Below are 18,086 nucleotides of genomic sequence, written 5' to 3'. Positions count from 1 at the left end.
CATGCTCGATATCGACGGCGATCGTCTCAATGCCCGGCTCGCAGCTTTTGCCGCCATCGGCGGAACGGCTAATGGCGGCGTCAATCGGCAAGCGTTGACGGAAGGCGACCGTCGCGCGCGGCGGCTTCTGGGCGAGCTTGCGCAGGCGAGGGGGTTCCTCGTTTTCCAGGACCCGATGGCAAACCTTTTCATTCGGCGCAAAGGCCGGGACGACACGGCGGCGCCTGTTGTCATCGGCAGTCACCTCGACAGCCAGCCGGCCGGCGGCCGGTTCGACGGCGCGTTGGGGACGCTGTCCGCCTTCGAAGTGCTGGAGAGCCTGGAAGATGCCGGCATCGAGACGGAACGCCCCGTTGTTGTGGTCTCATGGACCAACGAGGAGGGGTGCCGCTTCGCGCCGGGTTGCATGGGCTCCATGGCCTTTTCTGCCGGCGAGATCCCCGCCGCCTGGCAGGGCAAGGTCGCCACCGATGGCGCCAGTTTTGCCGAGGAGTTGGCGTTGACGATCGCGAGCTTGCCGGAGGCCGAGATGCGTCCGCTCGGTTTTTCGGTTCACGCCTATATCGAAGTCCATATCGAGCAGGGGCCTTCGCTCGAGGCAAACGAAATTCCGATCGGCGTGGTCAAGGGCATTCAGGGCACGCGTTGGCTGGATGTGGCGGTCACGGGCCAGACGGCGCATGCCGGTACGACGGGATTGTCCTATCGCCGTGACCCGCTGCGGGCGCTGACTGACGCCTTGTCGAGCCTATACGAGACGGTGATGCCTGATGATCCGGACGCAAGATTCACAGTCGGACGCATTTCGGCCGGACCGGGTTCGGTCAACGCGATCCCGGATCGGGCCCGCTGCACAATCGACATGCGCCATCCAGAACAATCGCGGCTGGATGATATCGAATGGCTTGTGACCTCGTGCATCACCGAGGAGGCGAGGCGGCAGCGCTGCAACGCCGAAATCACGCGATCCTTCGATATGGCACCCTGTATTTTTTCAGATGCGCTGCAGCAGGCGATCGAGCGGGCCGCCGCCGCGCGCAAGGTCAAAAGCGCGGCGATGCTGTCAGGGGCTTTCCATGACGCGTTGTTCGTCAATCGCGTCGCACCGGCCGCTATGATTTTCGTTCCGTGCCGCGATGGGCTCAGTCATAACGAAGCCGAATATGTCGAGCCCGCGCATGCCGGCATCGGCTGCGAAGTGCTGGCACAGGCGACGCTTGAGATTGCCGGCGAGAGCGAAAGCGGACAGCCGTAAATCTGGATTGAAATATTTTCAATTCGGACAATTCGAAGGGAATATTTCCAATTATTCGTCCAATTGCCGGTATTTAGGCAGGGCTTTCGATAGATATTGGAATATCGTTTCTTTGACGATCGCCAAACTCGCCCATACGCTTGAAGCGCTTCAATTGGCAGGAAAACAATGAAAAAAGGCCGTCCCACTATTACGGATGTTGCGCGCTCCGCCGGAGTTTCGGTCGGCACCGTGTCCAATTTCCTCAACGGGACGGTGCCGGTCAAAGCGGAGACCGCCGACAAAATTCAGGCAACTATTCAGAAGCTTGCCTATCGCCCAAGCGTGTTTGCGCGGTCGCTGCCGATGATGTCGGCGCGCAAGGTCAAGGCGGCGGAGGGCAATCCTCGCCTGCTCGTCGTCGGCCATATCTGCGTCGATTATCTCTGCCGCGTGCAGGTCCTGCCGCACCGTGACGACCGCGTCGCCGCAAGCCATATCGACAAGGCGCTCGGCGGCCCGGCTGCCAACCTTGCCGTCGCTGCCGCGGCCGTCGGCACGCCTTACGGGCTTCAGGTCGATCTTGCGACGGCCGTTGGCGACGATGCCGACAGCGAGTGGGCGATGGCCGAACTGATGGCGCATGGCGTCAACGTGCTGCCAATCCGTCGGCCGGGCAAGAACCGCCTGCCGCGCGCCATGGTCATCATCGAGGCCAATGGCAGCCGCACGATCATTCACGAGACCTTCGAGCTCAGCGAGATCGATCTTACCGCCAACATGGATATTACCCCCGGCCGGGTTCGCTCCTGCGTCCATATCGAGGGCTTCCACTACGAACGCATGATGCCGTCTATCGCCCGGTTCCACGAGGCAGGCTGGAATGTCAGCCTTCACACTGCCGGCTTGCCGGAGGGGTCGCGCAATCCGGAGGCCTTCGAGCACATGATCGGCCAGGTCGACCTGACCTTCATCAATGACGATACGCTGCGCGAGATCTACGCCATCCGCACGCCGCTTGCTTCGATGATCGAGGAAGCAGCGCGCACCATCGCTCGGGTAAAGCGGCGCGGCGACGTCGTGTTGACCCTCGGCGAATTCGGCGCCGTGGTTTTCCGCAAGATCGGTGGCCCGCCAATTGAGGTGCCGGCGCTGCCGGTGAGCCGGATCGATGCGACCGGCGCGGGCGATGCTTTCGCCGGAATTTTCCTCAGCCTCTGGCTGCACGGACGGCCGCTGGTCGATGCCGCGCGCCACGCCGCCGTCGGCGCCAGCCTGACGACGACGGCCGAAGGCGCGCAGGGTCGTACGGCGAGCGCCGGGGAACTCGAGGCACTGCTGTCGGCCGTAGAGGCCAAGGCTGGATAATTTTCGAAACGACATGACTGAAAAGACAAGGAGATGGACATGGTAACGAAGGTTTTGCTGGTTGGGGAGAGCTGGGTCAGCTCGGCGACCCATTACAAGGGGTTCGACCAGTTCGGCAGCGTGACCTTCCATCTGGGCGCCGAACCGCTGGTCGCCGCCCTTCAGGGCGACGAGTTCGAGATTACCTACCTGACGGCGCATGATTGCGTCGAGAAATTCCCCTTCACGCTGGAGGGGCTGTCGGAATACCAGGTTATCCTCCTGTCCGATATCGGCGCCAACTCGCTGCTCCTGCCGCCGGCCGTATGGCTGCACGGCAAGCCCGTTCCCAATCGGCTGAAGCTCATCCGCGAATGGACGAAGGCCGGTGGCGGCCTCGTCATGGCTGGCGGCTACTTCTCCTTCCAGGGCATTGATGGCAAGGCGCGCTGGCGCCGCACGCCGGTCGAGGAAGCGCTGCCCGTCACCTGCTTGCCCTACGACGACCGTCTGGAGATACCTGAGGGCTTCAAGGCCGTCGTCGCCGGCGTTGCAACCCATCCGATCCTCGAAGGCGTCGAAGGCGAATGGCCGCTGCTCCTTGGCGCCAACGAGGTTGTCGTCAAGGACGGCAATGGCATCGAGGTTCTGGCCACTCTGCCCGAGGAAGAAGGCGGTCATCCGCTTCTCGTCACCGGTAGCTATGGCAAGGGTCGCACCGTCGCCTGGACGTCGGATATCGGTCCGCACTGGGTTCCGAACGAGTTCGTTGCCTGGCCCGGCTACGCGACGATCTGGAAGAACATCTTGCGCTGGGCGAGCCAGGCCAAGTGATCAGCCGCGAAGGACAAGCACCATGAATGTTCCATTTCTGCGCGCGACCGGGATCACCAAACGCTTCGGCGCGCTCACCGCGCTAAGGGGCGTTGATCTCGAGATCAACGGCGGCGAGGTTCTGGCCCTGCTCGGCGACAACGGAGCTGGCAAGTCCACCTTCATCAAGATCCTGGCCGGCGCTCATCCGCAGAGCGATGGCGACTTGCTGGTCGAAGGCGAGCCCGTCCATTTCTCCTCGCCCAAGGACGCGGCAAGCTCCGGCATCGCGACGATTTTCCAGGAGCTCGCGCTGTCGGAAAACCTGTCGATCTCGGAAAACGTCTTTCTAGGGCGAGAGCTCAAGCGCTCGGTTCTCGGGGTTCCGTTCCTGCGGCGCAAGGCGATGCGCGAGCGGGTCGATGGCCTGCTGCACGAGCTGGACGCCCACATCTCCGACCCGCAGGCGCCTGTCGGCAGTCTCTCGGGCGGGCAGCGCCAGGCCGTTGCGATCTGCCGGGCGCTCAACCTCAACGCCAAGCTCGTCATCATGGACGAACCGACGGCCGCACTTGCCGTTGCCGAGACCCGCAAGGTGCTGCAGCTCACCCGCAAGCTTGCAGAACGCGGCTGCGCGGTCGTGTTGATCAGCCACAACATTGCCGATGTCTTCGAGGTCGCCGACCGCATGGTCGTCTTCCGCCGCGGCCGAAAGGTCGCCGAGCGGCGGAAGGAAGAGACCAACCCCGAAGAAATCGTCTCCCTCATCACAGGCGCTCATCCCGACGTGCGGGCGCTTGAACAAAACAACCAATAAAGCGCGTCAAACCGTTCCAGAGAGGATCCCATGTTTCCGAAGTTCAAAACAGTTCTCGCCGTATCCGCACTGACGCTCGCGCTTGCTTCCTCCGCTTTTGCGCAGGACAAGCCGAAGGTGGCCTTTGTGCCGCAGCTGATCGGCATTCCCTATTTCAACGCCATGGAAGCCGGTGGCAAGCGCGCGGCGCAAGAACTCGGCGTCGATTTCATCTATTCGGGCCCGGTCGATACCAATCCGGTCGACCAGCTGCAGATCGTCCAGAACCTTATCGACCAAGGCGTCAGCGCCGTCTCCGTCAGCGTGCTCGACGCTTCCGCCATTGCCCCGGTCGTCGAAGCCGCCAAGGCGAAGGGCGTTAAGCTCTTCACCAGCGACAGCGATGCCCCCGACAGCGGCCGCGCTGTCTATGTCGCGCAGGCGACCGACGAAGGCCTCGGCAATTCGATCATTGACGAAATGGTCAAGCGCGTCGGCGAGGACGCCAAGATCGGGATCGTTTCGGGCGAGGCGACGGCGTCCAACCTCAACGCCTGGATCGACTTCATGCAGAAGCGGGCGAAGGAAAAGTATCCAAAGCTGACGTTGCTCGAACCGCAGTTCGCTGGCGGCACCGCCCAGCGCGCCGCGCAGATATCAGGCGACCTGATGACCGCGAACCCCGATATCAAGGGCATCATCGCGGTTGCCTCCTCGACTTGCCCGGGTGTGGCCCAGGCGATCGAGACGGCAGGCAAGATCGGCTCCGTCATCGGTACCGGCTATTGCAGCCCGAACACGGCCCGCGCCTATATCAAGAGCGGCTCCTTCGGCTTCTCGGTCCTGTGGGATCCGGCACAGCTTGGCTACCTGACGGTCTGGGCCGGAAAGCAGCTGATCGACGGCAAGCCTTTCGCGGCTGAAAACACCGTTCCGGGCTTCACCTCGCCGGTCACCTACAATGCCGACAGCGGCATCCTGCTGCTCGGCCCTCCGGCCGCCTTTACCGCCGAAAACGTCGACAAGTTCGACTTCTAAGGCCAGGTAAAATCCGTGATGCGACAGTCAAGTCCACGTCTTCTCGCCATTGGCGGACGTGAATGGGCGCTGCTTGGCGCCGCCATTCTCGCTTCGATCGTATTTTCTGTCGCGTCACCATATTTCGCGACGGCAGGCAATGCGGCGACCATCGCCCGCAACAGCACGGAGTTGATTCTGGCCGGTCTCGGCATGACCCTGCTGCTGGCGATGGGCAGCATCGACGTTTCGATCGGCATCCTCATGGGGCTTGCCGCCATCGCCGTCGCCCATGGCCTGCTGGCGTCGGTGGCACCGGTGCTTGGCCTTTTGATCGGCCCGGCGGCCGGTGCGGTTCTCGGTCTGGTGACGGCGCTCGTCGTCGTTCTTGGCCGGGTGCCGGCGATCGTCGGCACGCTCGGTCTCCTCGGCGTCTATCGCATGGGGATCTTCGCGCTGCTTGGCGGGCAATGGCTTTCGGGCCTGCCCGTCGGGCTGACTCAACTCCTGTCCAGCACCATTTTCGGCCTGCCGCTATCGGTTATCGTCATCGCGCTCGCCTATCTCGTCGTCTGGCTCGCGCTTCGCCACACGCCCTACGGACCGCATCTGCTGTCGATCGGCAATGCTGAGGAGAAGGCGCGGCTTTCGGGCGTGCCGGTGGCCAAGGTCAGGATCGCGACCTTCGTCATCAGCGGTACGCTGACCGGATTGGCCGCGAGCTTCTACGTGGCGAATTATCGCAACGTAGAAATGGCGATCGGCAGCACGCTGGCGCTCGATGCCATCGCCGCAGTGGTCCTTGGCGGCACCAGCATCATGGGCGGCCGCTGCAGCCTTCTCGGCACGGCGCTCGGCGTCATCCTGCTCCGCATCCTGCAGAACGGCCTGCTTCTGATCGGCGTACCGTCGCTCTGGCAGCCAGTTGTCACGGGCGTGCTTCTGATCGGCGTGCTCGCGTTCGAGATGCCGGCCTCGCGCATCGGTGAATTCAAGGCGAAGTGGATGTCGTGATGAGAAACCTTCTAAAGCTCTTGGGCTCCAACCGCATCCTCGTGCTGCTCGCCCTGTTGTGGATTGTCGTCATCCTGCTCTTCGCGGCCCTTCGACCGACCATGTTCAGTGCGTCGACGGTCACGACCGTGCTGCAATTCTCGACGATTCTGGCGCTGGTCTCGCTCGGGCAGTGCCTCGTCATCCTGGCCGGCGGCGCCGGTATCGATCTGTCGGTCGGCGGCACCATGTCGCTGTCGGTGGTGCTCGCCATGCTCGCCGTCAAGGCCGGCCTGCAGCCGAGCCTGCTGCCGCTCGCCTGTGTCTTTGCCGGGCTGCTGCTGGGGCTCTTCAATGGCCTGCTGGTGACCCGGTTGAAGATCCTGCCGTTGATCGCGACACTCGGCACGCTCTTCATCTATTCCGGCCTTGCGCTGGCATTGACCGGTGGTGCGGCGCAGTCCGGCGTGCCGGGTTGGCTGCTACCGTGGGGCCGTGGCGCGGTGCTTTCCCTGCCGATGCCCTTCGTGACCCTTGTCGTGCCGGTCTTCGCCGTTGCCGCCGTGCTGCTTCTCTGCAGCGCCTGGGGGCGGTGGCTGTTCGCTATGGGTTTCAACGAGCGCTCGGCGCGGCTGGTCGGTATTCCGGTCGATCGCGCCCGGCTTCTTGTCTACGGCCTGAGCGGCCTTCTTGCCGGTGTGGCGGGGCTAGTGTCTCTTGCCTGGCTCGGAAGCGGCAGGCCCAATATCGGGCAGAACCTGGAGCTTGAATCGTTGACGGCTGTCATGCTCGGCGGTGTCGCCATCACGGGCGGCGTCGGTGGGGTGGGCGGCGTCATCGCCGCCGTGATCCTGCTCGTCACGTTGAAGACCGGGCTTCTGCAACTCAACGTCAACACCGTATGGCAGGTCGGCATCGTCGGTGCACTGCTGATCGCCGTCCTCCTCATCGAACGCCTTTCAAAACGCTGGAGTTAAGCATGCCATCCTTAGAAGAACAGATTGCCGAACGCGTCGAGGCGGCGCAGGACCGGATCGTAGGGACGTTGAGCGACCTCGTGTCCTTCCCGTCAATCGTCAAGTCGAACCCGAAGGAAGCCGGCCCCGGCGAGCGTGACTGCCAGCTCTATCTGCAGAAGCGGCTGGAAGCACTCGGCTTCACCACCGACCTCTGGGATCCGGATGGTCCAGCACTTTATGCCAAGTACGAGGGTCGCCCTGGCGCCAACAAGGGCCGCACCTTCGAGGGGCGCCCTAATCTCGGCGGCACGCTGAAGGGCACCGGCGAGGGCCGCTCGATCATGCTGACCGGCCATATCGACGTGGTTCCGCCGGGAGCGGTCGAGCACTGGACGACCGACCCATTCGTGCCGGTGCTGAAGGACGGTTTTCTGCATGGCCGCGGCACGGTCGACATGAAGGGTGGCGTCGCCTGCATGCTGATGGCGGTCGAAATCCTCAAGGAGATGGGCGTCGAACTGAAGGGCGATGTCGTTTTCACCACCGTTGTCGACGAGGAGATCGGCGGCATGGGCTCGCTCGCCATGGTCGACCGCGGCTTCAAGGCTGATGCCGGCATCATGACGGAGCCGACCGCGAACCGCATCGCACCACTCTGCCACGGCATCCTCTGGGGCAGGATCATCATCGATGGGATCGGCGGCCACGCGGAGCTGACGCCGAACTCTTGGTATACGAGCGGCCCGGTCGATGCGGTGCAACTCTGCCGCCAGATGCTTGATGGTATCGATATCCTCAACCGGCGCTGGATGTTCGATCCGCAGAAGAACCATCCGCTGATGGACCTGCCGAACCAGATCATCGTTACCCAGATGACCGCCGGGGAGCATCCGTCCTCGATGGCCGGCCGTGCTGAAATCATCATCGACGCGCAATATCTGCCGAGCGAAAAGGACGAGTTTGCGCTCGGCGGTAATGTTAAGCGCGAGATCGAAGAGCACGTTCGAAACGTCTGCCAGGCAGATCCCTATCTGCGAGAGCATCCTGCCCGCGTCCAGTGGATTCTCGACGCCGATTGCGCCGAAATCCCGGCAGATAGTCCCTTCGTGTCCGTCTTCCAGCAGGCAGCGGAGACGGCCGGCCTGTCGCCGGCATTGTCGGGATTCGGCGCTCATAGCGATATCGGCCTGCCGACCGGACTCGGCAACACGCCGACCGTCAATTTCGGTCCGGGCGATCCTGCGCAAGCGCATCAGCCTAACGAGCGGGTCTCCGTGCGTGATTTGATCGACTGCACAAAGGCCATTGCGCTTGCCGTGCAGAAATGGTGTGGCTGAGAGAAGGTCCCGACGATCACCGATCGCTTTCTGTTAGGAGGCGATCGGTAGCCTAAAGCCGACTGCCAGCAAAATCAAAAAGTGAGCTCGGTTGGCCGTAACGAAAAGCGAGAGTTTTCTTCGTTCGAGGCGAGACCCAGAACATCGGCGTGTACGCTATATAATTGCATTACCTTCGCGGATCGATGGTTCGCGTCCCTTTAAGAACTGCAAATTCTTGATTTCTTCGTCATTGCGACGTCGGCGGTCGGCCTCTTTTGGAGGGCGATTTCCCTAACAACGATTCAGAGCCTTCTGGGGCTTTGCCGGAGTTTCCGCTGGCTGTTTCCCTCAACAGCTTTACAGCGTTTTGTGAATTCTAGGCCGGCCGTTGTCGAAACTCATTCTGCCATTCTTCCAGCCGGCGGTCGGACGGGCGATCTCGCGTATTGCGTCGATCGAGCTTGGCGTATCCAGAAGGACGAAGATCGGGTCGTCACCAACGGAAATGCCATATGGCGCGTCAAGTTGCCGAGCGGCTGGATGCTCGATCATTTCGAATGCCGATGCAATGTCCTCATCCCGCGAGAGCTGTGCGATGTTGGCGTAGAGATTGCCCATACGCGCCAACGATGCATCGCCGTGCTTGTGCCGTCAGGTGCTCAATGAGGAAGGGCTAAATATAGCTGCCGCGACCGTGGTGCTGTACCGTTCTCGGCTGGCGTTGTAAGGAATTTGAATTGCATAAAAACGATGTTCCGGAAGAAGGTGAATACTTAACGCGGAAATTGGATCAATCTGTCAGCACGTACAGATCAATCTCCTTGTGTCTGTTCCGGACACAAGTCGACCCGAAGTATTTGAGCCTGGCAGCGTTGCCGGCTGCGGCTGCTGTTTCGCCGCTCAGAAGACAGCTTGTACCGTACTCTTTGTTCAGCGCTTCGAGCCTCTGCGCGATGTTCACGGTGTCGCCGTAGAGAGTATAGGATAGCCTCTCGTCGCTCCCCACCGTACCAGCGGCAACTGGCCCGCTTGCGACGCCGATGCGCAGGCCGAGTTTATGGCCGCCGAATTCTCGCTCATCCGCGAGTGTGAGGATATCACGTGCCGAGAGAATTGCCCGCTCCGCATGGTTCTCGACAGGAAGTGGCGCGTTGAAGGACGCGACGAAGGCATCTCCCATATAGTTTACAACCAAGCCGCCATTTCTGGCGATCACCGCCCCCGTGGCCGAAAACAGCTCATTCAAGACGGAAATTAGCGCCTCCGGAGGTAGTCTTTCTGCAATCGAGGTAAAGCCTTTCACGTCGACGAACAGCAGGGTGGCGTCGCGCATCTGTGGTCGCAGATAGCCCTCGTTCAACGCGAGTTCCTGGACAACATGGGAGGGAACATACTTTCCGAAAATCCGCTGCATGCTTCGGCGGCCGCTCTCCGCGACAGCTCTCGCTGCTGCGACATGCCTTGCTCGATGAACCGCCAGCGCTGCGATTCCGGTGACCGCGCCGATTATGAGAATCTCTTGTAGCCGGGAGGCTATGCCTAGGAACCTAGGGCTGAGGACAATAGAATAGAAGGCATCCCTGTTGGGGGCAACAGGAAGGTCTTCATAGCTCAGAAAGTCCGGGATGTTGGAAATTATCCAGGCGATCGACGCTACGAGGCCGGCAACTGACCAGGCGCCTGTCCATATCACAAGACGCGGTGACAAGGTCAGCACCGAGGCGATTATCACGATATAGTAGAAGTGAACCCTGCTCGTCAGGAAGACCAAGTTCTGCGGGACATTGTCACCGCTGCTCAGTGGCGCGAACGATATCACGATAGAGATGATCACTGCATCCATTGCGAAGAACGCGAAGCGAGCTGGTATCTCACTTTTGGTGCCCACCGCCGCCAGTGGGGCGAGGCCGATGGCGGCAAATACGACGAACAAGCCAGCGATCCAAAGATTGTTCGGAAAGTAGTAACCCCAGAGTGCAGCCCCCGCCATCATCATCGCGGCCGCCGTTCGACCGTACACGGCAAGCTTGAATCCTCTCCGTTCGGCCGAGGCGAGGGCACTGTCGATAGGCCCGTCCAGATTTGAGGTTGCAATCTCCAAGTCTGTCTCCGAGGCGATAAGAGGATCAGCCCTAGTTTGCTAACGTACTACGGGAAAGGAGGACCTCAAACCTATGTCGTGCACGCCAAGGCGTCGTCGGGAAGGAGCTCGCGGTCGGGTCGCCGCGAGCCTCCTGGTCGTCGGTTACGACTTAGCGGGTGCTTCGACGTCCGAAAACGCTTGAACGACATCTGGGAGTCTTGCCCCCTTGATTTCAATGGCGGTTACCGCTGAATTCAGTTCGGCGATCTCCGTTGCCGAGAAAGAAATACTTGGGGCTCCAATGTTCTCGAGCATGTGGGCCATCTGCGTGGTGCCGGGGATTGGTACAATCCAAGGTTTTTGAGCGAGCAACCATGCCAAGGCGACCTGACCAAGTCTCGCTTGCTTGCGTTCTGCCCACGTCTTGAGAAGTTCGACGAGCGCCAGATTGTTTGGCAGGTTGTCCGGCGCGAAGCGTCCTTCGACGCCACGGATGTCACCACTAGCGAATGTAGTCCGGGCGTCGATTGCACCATTGAGGAATCCAACGCCCAACGGGCTCCACGGCACGAACCCGACGCCAAGTTCTTCGCAGACGGGAATCGCTTTCTTTTCCGGGCCACGCCATAGCATTGAGTATTCGCACTGTACCGCCGTCAGAGGAACGGCCGCATGCGCGCGACGCATGGTATTCAGGCCCATTTCCGAAAGGCCCCAGTGCAATACCTTCCCTTGGTCCATAAGGTCTTTCACCGCACCGGCGACATCTTCGATCGGAACCTGAGGATCGACGCGATGTTGGTACAGAAGATCGATGCGGTCTGTTCGAAGTCGCTTCAGCATGGCATCGACGGCTACTTTGATGTGATCTGGGCGGCTATTCAATCCGGGTTTGCGCTCACCGGTCTCCGGGTCAATATTCCAGCCAAACTTGGTGGCGATCACGACCTGATTGCGGAACGGTTCGACGCCTTCACCAAGAATTCGTTCGACCTCGAGCGGACCGTAGGCTTCGGCCGCATCGTAGAATGTCAGGCCCTGGTCAAAAGCAGTGCGGATGATGTTATGCATCTCCGCGCGGGTTGGGATCGTCTGTTGATAAGTGCGGCTCATGTTCTGAACCCCGAGTCCTATGCTCGATACCTCCAGCGAACCGAGTTTGCGTCGGCCAATCGCTGCCGCCGGCGTCGCAACGGGCGATGCGGTTGTAGCCGATGATTGAGCCAACGCGGTGCCGACCTGTGATGCCGCTGCGAGGCCGCCGGCTGCGAGCAATAGCCCTCGACGGTTGAGAGTTCCCGACTTCTCTGTCATCTGCTTCCCTTTCGTTGTCCGTGATGTTGATGTATTTCCGCGGTTCATCGTGACGCTTCCCAGAAACTGGCGGCATCGTCGATCCAGCCTTCGGCGCTCGTTCCGACGCCGGCTCCGAATCCATGAGCTATCGATGGGTATTTCCGATATTGGAATGGAGTGCCGTGCCGCCGGAGCGCATCCACCCGTCTCTCCATCGAGGAGGGAGGCGCGATATCATCGTCCGAGCCAACGACGACGAACGTCGGCGGCTCTACTTCGGCAACGTCGGAATGGGCCGTATACGCCATGACAACGGTCGCCGGCTTGGGGAGTTCGCCACTGCCATAGCGTGCAGTTCCGTGGGAACCGATCGCTGCCGCCATGCGTGCGCCCGCCGAGCTGCCCCAAAGCGAGTAACCGGCTGTAGTCACCTCAAGCTCGGCGCTTCTCTCAAATACAAAGGAGATCGCCGCTGCCAGATCCTGTGTCGCGACCACACCTCCCTGACCGACCCGGTACTTTAGCACGAACGCGTTGTAGCCATGGCGATTGATATCCACGGCGTATGGGAATCCCTCATGGACGGAGCCCACGTACGCAAAGCCCCCGCCGGGCGCGACCAGTGCGAAAGGCGCACCTGGGTTGCCTCGGAAGAAGAGCAGACCGGTATTTCTCTTGCTAGGATCGGCCGATTTTTCTGCATCCGAGTAGATGTCGTAGAGCACCTGCCTTCCGTCGGCGAGATCGTTGATGATCCGGTTTAGTCCTGCGACGACAGTGGGGACGTCGACGTTGCTATGGTACGGAAGCAAGTCCCCTATATCGTGAAGCTTGATTGCCTCGTCGTAGTGTCGATCGTCCCACGGCAGGATGATACGAGCAAATTCGGAAAGGGCCGGGTGGCGCAGGATATCACCGATCGTGCTGTCGGCGGACAATTCGCTCCGATCTTCGGTGGCCCGAAGTTCAATTTGTAGCGGCGCGGCGTCCGCTCTTGCTGCGCCGGGATCGAGTAGTATCGGAAGCGACGCAAGTATGGCGGTCTTGAGATAGTTCATTGCTGACTAACCCCTTGATGCGGACGATTATGTTCGGGTTGATGCGCTGGTATCTCGATCGTCGTGCGCCCTACGACGACGGCGAACCATCACCAGGGCGTAGTGCGTGATCGCGGCGTACAGACCAACGATCGACCCGTAGTTCACAAAAAAGCCCAGCGTGGACTCGTTGAAGTCCCACATGTCCAGTGTGTAGGTAAGCATGAGCTTTTGCCCAAAGCCCATTTCCAGGGAGCTGCGGATGCCCCAGACGACGACAACCAGGGTTACAATTCGGAGCGCGCTCGAACGAAGGGCGTTGGGCGTGACGATGTGCAAGGCTCCTCGGCAGATGTTCATCACAACCATCCAACGCGTGCCGAGGTGCACTGCCAGGATCATGAGCAACCAGTAGGCAGCAAACATGTGGATCTCGCGCACAGCGAATGCCCCGCTCAACGCGAAGTATGGGAACAGATCGCGGGAGATCAAAATGCTGGTTATCAACATGATTGCCATCGCCACAGCAAGGCAGGCAATCGTAACAATGTTCAACACCCGTGCGGCGTCCCAGACGTTTCTCCGCACGCCTGCGTACCATCGTCGGTTAAAGACGTTATGGACTATGACGAGCCCGAATAGGGTCGTGCCAAACGCTTCGTGCGACAAGTTCCCAAGCCACCAGTAGGCGAGACACAGGACGACAAGCGCGACAGCGACGAAGTCAAGCAAGAGGCGGATCGACAACGTCATCTCAGTCGAACTCGAACCGTCGGATGTCGTTGAAGGTGTAAAGGAACTCCCGGTCGGCGCGTGAACTGTGGCAGGCTTGGCATCGAGCCGTGTTCTCTGCTGTGTTGATCGTGCCGTCGGGCTTGTACCACTGGAATTGCCAGTCGCCGGTGCGGCGGTTCTCGTCGTAGTCGGCACCCCATCCGGAGCCCTTCTCCATGATGAAGTAGCGGTAAACTTTTCCATCACGGCAATCCACCAGAGCGAAATGGGTGCCGTCTGGGACCGGCTTTCCCGCTTTGACTGCCTCGATCGCTTCGCGGGTCGTCATGATGTGCTCTGTAACCTCGCCGCGCGTGACCGTAGTGTAGTGGACCAGCTTGCTGATGTCGGGCATCGTCGCCCGTGTCGGCTCGGCGTCAACCTGCCACCCGATCAGGGAGACGGTACATGCAAAGGCGGCGAGGACGGGCAGTCTGCTAAAACGACGGCGCATCATGGCTGACCTTTCGCTTCTCGAGAGGGGTATTGATCACTACTGACCTGCTCCATCCAATCCACCGACTTTCCGTCGACCGCCTCGGAAAAGGCAATGTGTGTCATGCCGTTGTCGGGAGAGGCTCCATGCCAATGCTTCACGCCCGGTGGGATCCACACCGTATCTCCCGATCGGATCGTCTGGATCGGCTCACCCCATGTCTGAACAAGGCCGACGCCGCTCGTGACAATTAGGGTTTGGCCGAGCGGATGGCTATGCCAGGCAGTTCGAGCGCTTGGTTCGAATATTACGGTCGCGCCGCCGATTGTCGCGGGCGCCGTTGCCTTGAAGCTGTCTTCGACTCTCACTGAACCGACGAACTTGTCCGGGGCACCGATCGAGGCAGGTTGAGAGCCGGCCGGGGTGACCGTGATCGCGCCCGCCAGCGCTGGCGATGATGATGCGATCGCAGCCGCCGTCAATGCGGATGCGACGATGGATCTAGTGTCGCTCATTCCGCGAAGACCTCCTTGGCGATTGCAACGGACGACACTGCGCTTGGCCAACCGGAATAGAACGCCATATGGGTGATGGTTTCGACGATCTCTTCCTTTGTGAGCCCATTCTGCAAGCCAAGGCGGATGTGCGAGCGGAGTTGGTCCGGACGGTTCAGAGCGATCAGTGCGGTGATGGTCACAAGGCTCCGATCGCGTTTTGACAGTTCTGGCCGCTCCCAGATGTCCTTGTAGAGAACGTCGTCCGTCAGGTCCGCCAGTTTGGGAGCGGTCTCGCCCATCAGTTGTTGCGCTCTCGATGTCACAGGGTTGGCCTTAGCTTCGCTATTTGACTGGGCACAGACGGCGCCAGGAAGCGCCGCCACGACGATGCCGATCGTGAGAACTGAATTGAGAAGAAAACGCGTCTTCATGGCGGTGCCTCAAACTAGAGTGCGGCCGAAGAACGGCGTCAATTTTTCCAATGCCGCATCGACGTACTCGGGAACCCAATAGGTCTCGATGTGCTTGGCGCCGTCGATTTTGACGAGTTCCTTGTCCTTGGTGCCCGTGGCCTTGGGGAAGGCGTCTTCAGCCATGTAGAGGGTGTCCGCGTCGCTGCCTGCGATCATCAGAAGCGGTACGTCGATAAGGCCGATTTCATCGGTTGCGTCCCAGCGCATCAGATCCATCAAGCTGCTCATGGTGTACTTGAAGGTCGAGCCGGGATGCGCGTTCGTGCGCCAGTAATAGTGATAGCCCTGACGATAGAGGTCGAAGGGCAGCGCATCGATCTGTGCGTCCGTCAGATTGGCGTCGCCGGCGTAGAGGACTTCGCCTCCAGCGGCTTCCTGTGCACGGGCCGCCGAGGCTTGCTGAAGCCGCTTCTGGATCGTGTCCATCTGCGAATCCTGGAAGCCGTTGCGCCGGACGCGACCGGAATTGAACATGCTCAACGTTGCGATCGCCTTGAAGCGTTTGTCGGTCTTAGCCGCGGCCAGCGAATAGCCGCCACCGCCGCAGATGCCGAAAAGGCCTAGGCGAGCGGTATCGACACCAGGGAAACTGCTGATGAAATCCGCCATCCCATGGATGTCCTCGATGCGATACTGAGGCTTGTCGGTGCTGCGCGGCGCTCCGCCGCTTCCGCCTTGATAGGCGGCGTCGGCGGTTATCGTGATGAAGCCGCGCTCCGCAAGTCGCTGCGCATAGAGACCAGTTGTCTGCTCCTTCACGCCACCGTTAGGGTGGGCAAGCACGATCGTCGGATATTTCTTGCTGGGCTCGTAGTTGTCCGGTGTATAGACATTGGCGACGATATCGAGGCCGTTGAGCTTGTAGTTGGTAGGGTGGATGTTCACTTTGCCGGGCTCGTTCTTAGTGATCGCGCCGTCGTATACCAATGTGAACGGGTTCTGCTTGTAGTCGGCTGCGACAGCTTTTTTCGTTGTCATTGCTGGAACTCCTATGATGGCACCTGAGATGATCAGCGCGGTCGCGCTCAGAAACTCGCGTCGTCTGCTGTCGATGACTTCCGTCATGCCGGCTCCTAACGTTCGGTGTGCGATAATGTCGAATAAAATATAGCTGCTCGCAGCACGGGCGATTAGACGGCTTGTGCCGCTAGAGCCTATTAGTTCTCCTTCTTAATAACGTTGACTTGATAAGCTGTGATGGAATAAAATCTCGCGACATTCCGCCGGATGACCGAGAAGGCGGTGAGGTGCTGTCACAAGAAATCCTTCGTCATTTCGACCATCGTCGCTCTGAAACCCATTTGGTCGAATAGAGCTTGAGCGCCCTTGTTCTTGTGAGCGGTCGACAGGACAATCCGCGGAGCGCCTTTTTCTGCCAGCATCGTGACGGCTTGTTCGAGCAACCGTCTGCCGACACCTTCTCTCCGCCGCTGCGGATCAACGAAGATGTCGTGAAGAATTCCCGCTGGACCTCTGAGAGCCATGTAGTCGGCGCCCTCGAGCGCACCGTAGGCATAACCGATGATGGAATTCCGATCCTCCGCTACGAGGACGACGACATCCTCGCGCACGATCTGGCTCGCGAGCCACGAAGCGTATTTGTCTGGGGTGGTTGGCCCGGCGGGGATGAACCGGGCTGGATCCCACTTGTTGTGAAGCGACATCAGCGCGGCGCCGTAGGATCCGAGGACTGTGGCATCGGCTCGTACTGCGGGTCTTATAATGATCGATTCAAGGTGCTGGTCGGACATGTTGATACCGCGAGATAGGTCCTGCAGGCCCCGTGATGGTCTTCGAGCCTTCATAACGTATTCGCCGGGGTATCGTTCGAAATTTCGTGCGCATGCAGACGTGACGCCGGACGACGCGACGAGCGTCGTTCGTCGCGGCAACCACGGGCGTCTCGATCTATCAGTCCAGCTTCTTTTCTGCCAGGAACTTGGAGATCTGGTCGGCGATCTCGACGTTGTTGAGGTCTGACATCAGGAAGTGCGTGCCGCCCTTGATGCCAAAGTCAGGCAAGTGAATGAGCGTGGCGTCGCCGCCGTGCTTGTTCACCGCATCGACCCAAAGCTTCGCCATCGCGAGCCGCACACGCCAGTTGTCCTGGCCGCGTTCGGCCGTCGGATCGGTCGGGAAATTGTCACCGTAGTAGATGACGATGGGCAGCTTGGTCAGCTTCTCGAAATCGGCGACGGGCACCGCTTCGCCCTTGAGGGTACCGGCGGCGCTCGGCATGTCGGCTGGAACCTCGCCTTCCCGGAAGATGAAACCGCTTCCTGGCTCAAGTGCGACGATGGCCTTCACGTTCGGATTCTTGATCGCCGTCAGCCAGCCGGGGCCGCCAGCCTGCGAATGGGTGAACAGGATCCCCGGACCGGTCTTGTCGAACAACGCGGACATGGCGTCCGAGATCACGTTGGCATCGAAAGGTCCGGTGTTGGGCGTCACGGAGCGGAAGAACTGATCAAGTGCCGCAGGGTCGCGGGAGAACTGGACGTTTCCGAAGTAGTTCGGCCACTTGCCGATACGGAACTGATCGAAGAAAAGCTGGTCGTATGGTGTCGGCTCGATCGTCGTCGCGACGGTGCTGTTGCCTGCGCGGCCGCGGCGCGGCTGGTCGACGAGGTAGACCGGGTAACCGCGGCGAAGGAAGATGTTCTGGAAGCCTTCGCGCCCATCGGGCGTCGTCTCCCAGCTTCGGGCCGACTGGAAGGCGCCGTGGAGCATCACGATCGGCAGGGGCTTGGGGTTCGGCGGGATTTGATAGGACACATAGGCATGATCGCCATGCAGGTTTGCCCTGCTGCCGTGGGAGCGTTGTTGTCGAAGGTTCCAGGCGTGCTCGACACGGTGCCGCCAATGGCGAAGCTTCCTTGCTCCTGAATTGTCAGCGGCTCCTGCTTCGAAGCGACCTGGGCGCCGGCTGCCCCCGATGAGAGTAGCAGCACGGAAAGCGAGACAGCGGATAGTGCTCTGGCAAACATGTTCGGTACCTGCCTTCTAACATTG

General features: G+C 60.5%; 18 protein-coding genes and 1 pseudogene. 8 read left to right on the top strand and 11 right to left on the bottom strand.

Features of this window, described 5'->3' with window-relative positions; all coding sequences use genetic code 11:
* Position 1 precedes the first annotated feature (1 nt).
* The 8 genes from ACODTZ_RS17375 to ACODTZ_RS17340 all read left to right on the top strand — a co-directional run bounded on the left by ACODTZ_RS17375 (position 2) and on the right by ACODTZ_RS17340 (position 8,496).
* Positions 2 to 1,255 (top strand): Zn-dependent hydrolase, encoded by a 1,254-nt coding sequence (locus ACODTZ_RS17375; RefSeq protein WP_489026964.1) that lies wholly within the window; start codon positions 2 to 4, stop codon positions 1,253 to 1,255.
* 168 nt (positions 1,256 to 1,423) lie between these two features.
* Positions 1,424 to 2,602: a carbohydrate kinase family protein gene (locus ACODTZ_RS17370; protein ID WP_489026963.1), complete on the top strand. Its 1,179-nt coding sequence runs from the start codon at positions 1,424 to 1,426 to the stop codon at positions 2,600 to 2,602.
* 39 nt (positions 2,603 to 2,641) lie between these two features.
* Positions 2,642 to 3,415 (top strand): glutamine amidotransferase, encoded by a 774-nt coding sequence (locus ACODTZ_RS17365; protein WP_489026962.1) that lies wholly within the window; start codon positions 2,642 to 2,644, stop codon positions 3,413 to 3,415.
* Between the two features lie 22 nt (positions 3,416 to 3,437).
* The gene (locus tag ACODTZ_RS17360; protein ID WP_489026961.1) at positions 3,438 to 4,211 is read left to right on the top strand and encodes an ATP-binding cassette domain-containing protein; all 774 of its coding nucleotides are present in this window, start codon (positions 3,438 to 3,440) and stop codon (positions 4,209 to 4,211) included.
* Positions 4,212 to 4,241: 30 nt separating this feature from the next.
* A complete protein-coding gene (locus ACODTZ_RS17355; RefSeq protein WP_489026960.1) occupies positions 4,242 to 5,228 on the top strand; it encodes an autoinducer 2 ABC transporter substrate-binding protein in 987 nt (328 codons plus the stop codon).
* 18 nt (positions 5,229 to 5,246) lie between these two features.
* The gene (locus ACODTZ_RS17350; protein ID WP_489026959.1) at positions 5,247 to 6,221 is read left to right on the top strand and encodes an ABC transporter permease; all 975 of its coding nucleotides are present in this window, start codon (positions 5,247 to 5,249) and stop codon (positions 6,219 to 6,221) included.
* Complete coding sequence (locus ACODTZ_RS17345; RefSeq protein ID WP_489026958.1) at positions 6,221 to 7,177, top strand: ABC transporter permease; 957 nt, start codon at positions 6,221 to 6,223, stop codon at positions 7,175 to 7,177. The genes ACODTZ_RS17350 and ACODTZ_RS17345 overlap by 1 nt, the downstream gene beginning before the upstream one ends.
* Positions 7,178 to 7,179: 2 nt before the next feature.
* Positions 7,180 to 8,496 (top strand): M20 family metallopeptidase, encoded by a 1,317-nt coding sequence (locus ACODTZ_RS17340; RefSeq protein WP_489026957.1) that lies wholly within the window; start codon positions 7,180 to 7,182, stop codon positions 8,494 to 8,496.
* 339 nt (positions 8,497 to 8,835) lie between these two features.
* Here ACODTZ_RS17340 and ACODTZ_RS17335 read toward each other — a convergent pair whose 3' ends face one another.
* The 11 genes and pseudogenes from ACODTZ_RS17335 to ACODTZ_RS17285 all read right to left on the bottom strand — a co-directional run bounded on the left by ACODTZ_RS17335 (position 8,836) and on the right by ACODTZ_RS17285 (position 18,061).
* Positions 8,836 to 9,105, bottom strand: coding sequence for a hypothetical protein (locus tag ACODTZ_RS17335; RefSeq protein ID WP_489026956.1), 270 nt, complete (start codon positions 9,103 to 9,105; stop codon positions 8,836 to 8,838).
* A 163-nt stretch (positions 9,106 to 9,268) separates the two neighbouring features.
* On the bottom strand, positions 9,269 to 10,579 hold the full coding sequence (locus tag ACODTZ_RS17330) for an adenylate/guanylate cyclase domain-containing protein (protein ID WP_489026955.1): 1,311 nt from the start codon (positions 10,577 to 10,579) through the stop codon (positions 9,269 to 9,271).
* A gap of 144 nt (positions 10,580 to 10,723) precedes the next feature.
* On the bottom strand, positions 10,724 to 11,875 hold the full coding sequence (locus ACODTZ_RS17325) for an aldo/keto reductase (protein ID WP_489026954.1): 1,152 nt from the start codon (positions 11,873 to 11,875) through the stop codon (positions 10,724 to 10,726).
* A 44-nt stretch (positions 11,876 to 11,919) separates the two neighbouring features.
* Complete coding sequence (locus ACODTZ_RS17320; protein ID WP_489026953.1) at positions 11,920 to 12,915, bottom strand: alpha/beta hydrolase; 996 nt, start codon at positions 12,913 to 12,915, stop codon at positions 11,920 to 11,922.
* Positions 12,916 to 12,942: 27 nt separating this feature from the next.
* Positions 12,943 to 13,647, bottom strand: a complete 705-nt coding sequence (locus tag ACODTZ_RS17315) for a DUF4405 domain-containing protein (protein ID WP_489026952.1) — start codon at positions 13,645 to 13,647, stop codon at positions 12,943 to 12,945.
* A gap of 1 nt (position 13,648) precedes the next feature.
* The gene (locus ACODTZ_RS17310) at positions 13,649 to 14,122 is read right to left on the bottom strand and encodes a cytochrome P460 family protein (protein WP_489026951.1); all 474 of its coding nucleotides are present in this window, start codon (positions 14,120 to 14,122) and stop codon (positions 13,649 to 13,651) included.
* A complete protein-coding gene (locus ACODTZ_RS17305; RefSeq protein ID WP_489026950.1) occupies positions 14,122 to 14,619 on the bottom strand; it encodes a (R)-mandelonitrile lyase in 498 nt (165 codons plus the stop codon). The genes ACODTZ_RS17310 and ACODTZ_RS17305 overlap by 1 nt, the downstream gene beginning before the upstream one ends.
* The gene (locus tag ACODTZ_RS17300; protein ID WP_489026949.1) at positions 14,616 to 15,032 is read right to left on the bottom strand and encodes a carboxymuconolactone decarboxylase family protein; all 417 of its coding nucleotides are present in this window, start codon (positions 15,030 to 15,032) and stop codon (positions 14,616 to 14,618) included. The genes ACODTZ_RS17305 and ACODTZ_RS17300 overlap by 4 nt, the downstream gene beginning before the upstream one ends.
* Positions 15,033 to 15,041: 9 nt before the next feature.
* Complete coding sequence (locus ACODTZ_RS17295) at positions 15,042 to 16,052, bottom strand: alpha/beta hydrolase (RefSeq protein WP_489026948.1); 1,011 nt, start codon at positions 16,050 to 16,052, stop codon at positions 15,042 to 15,044.
* Positions 16,053 to 16,327: 275 nt separating this feature from the next.
* Positions 16,328 to 16,825, bottom strand: coding sequence for a GNAT family N-acetyltransferase (locus ACODTZ_RS17290; RefSeq protein WP_489026947.1), 498 nt, complete (start codon positions 16,823 to 16,825; stop codon positions 16,328 to 16,330).
* Between the two features lie 160 nt (positions 16,826 to 16,985).
* Positions 16,986 to 18,061 (bottom strand): annotated as a pseudogene (locus ACODTZ_RS17285) (alpha/beta hydrolase).
* Positions 18,062 to 18,086: the final 25 nt, after the last annotated feature.

The sequence above is a fragment of the Rhizobium sp. FG113 genome, from assembly GCF_057809895.1.
This window is presented reverse-complemented; position numbering and strand designations above follow the sequence as displayed.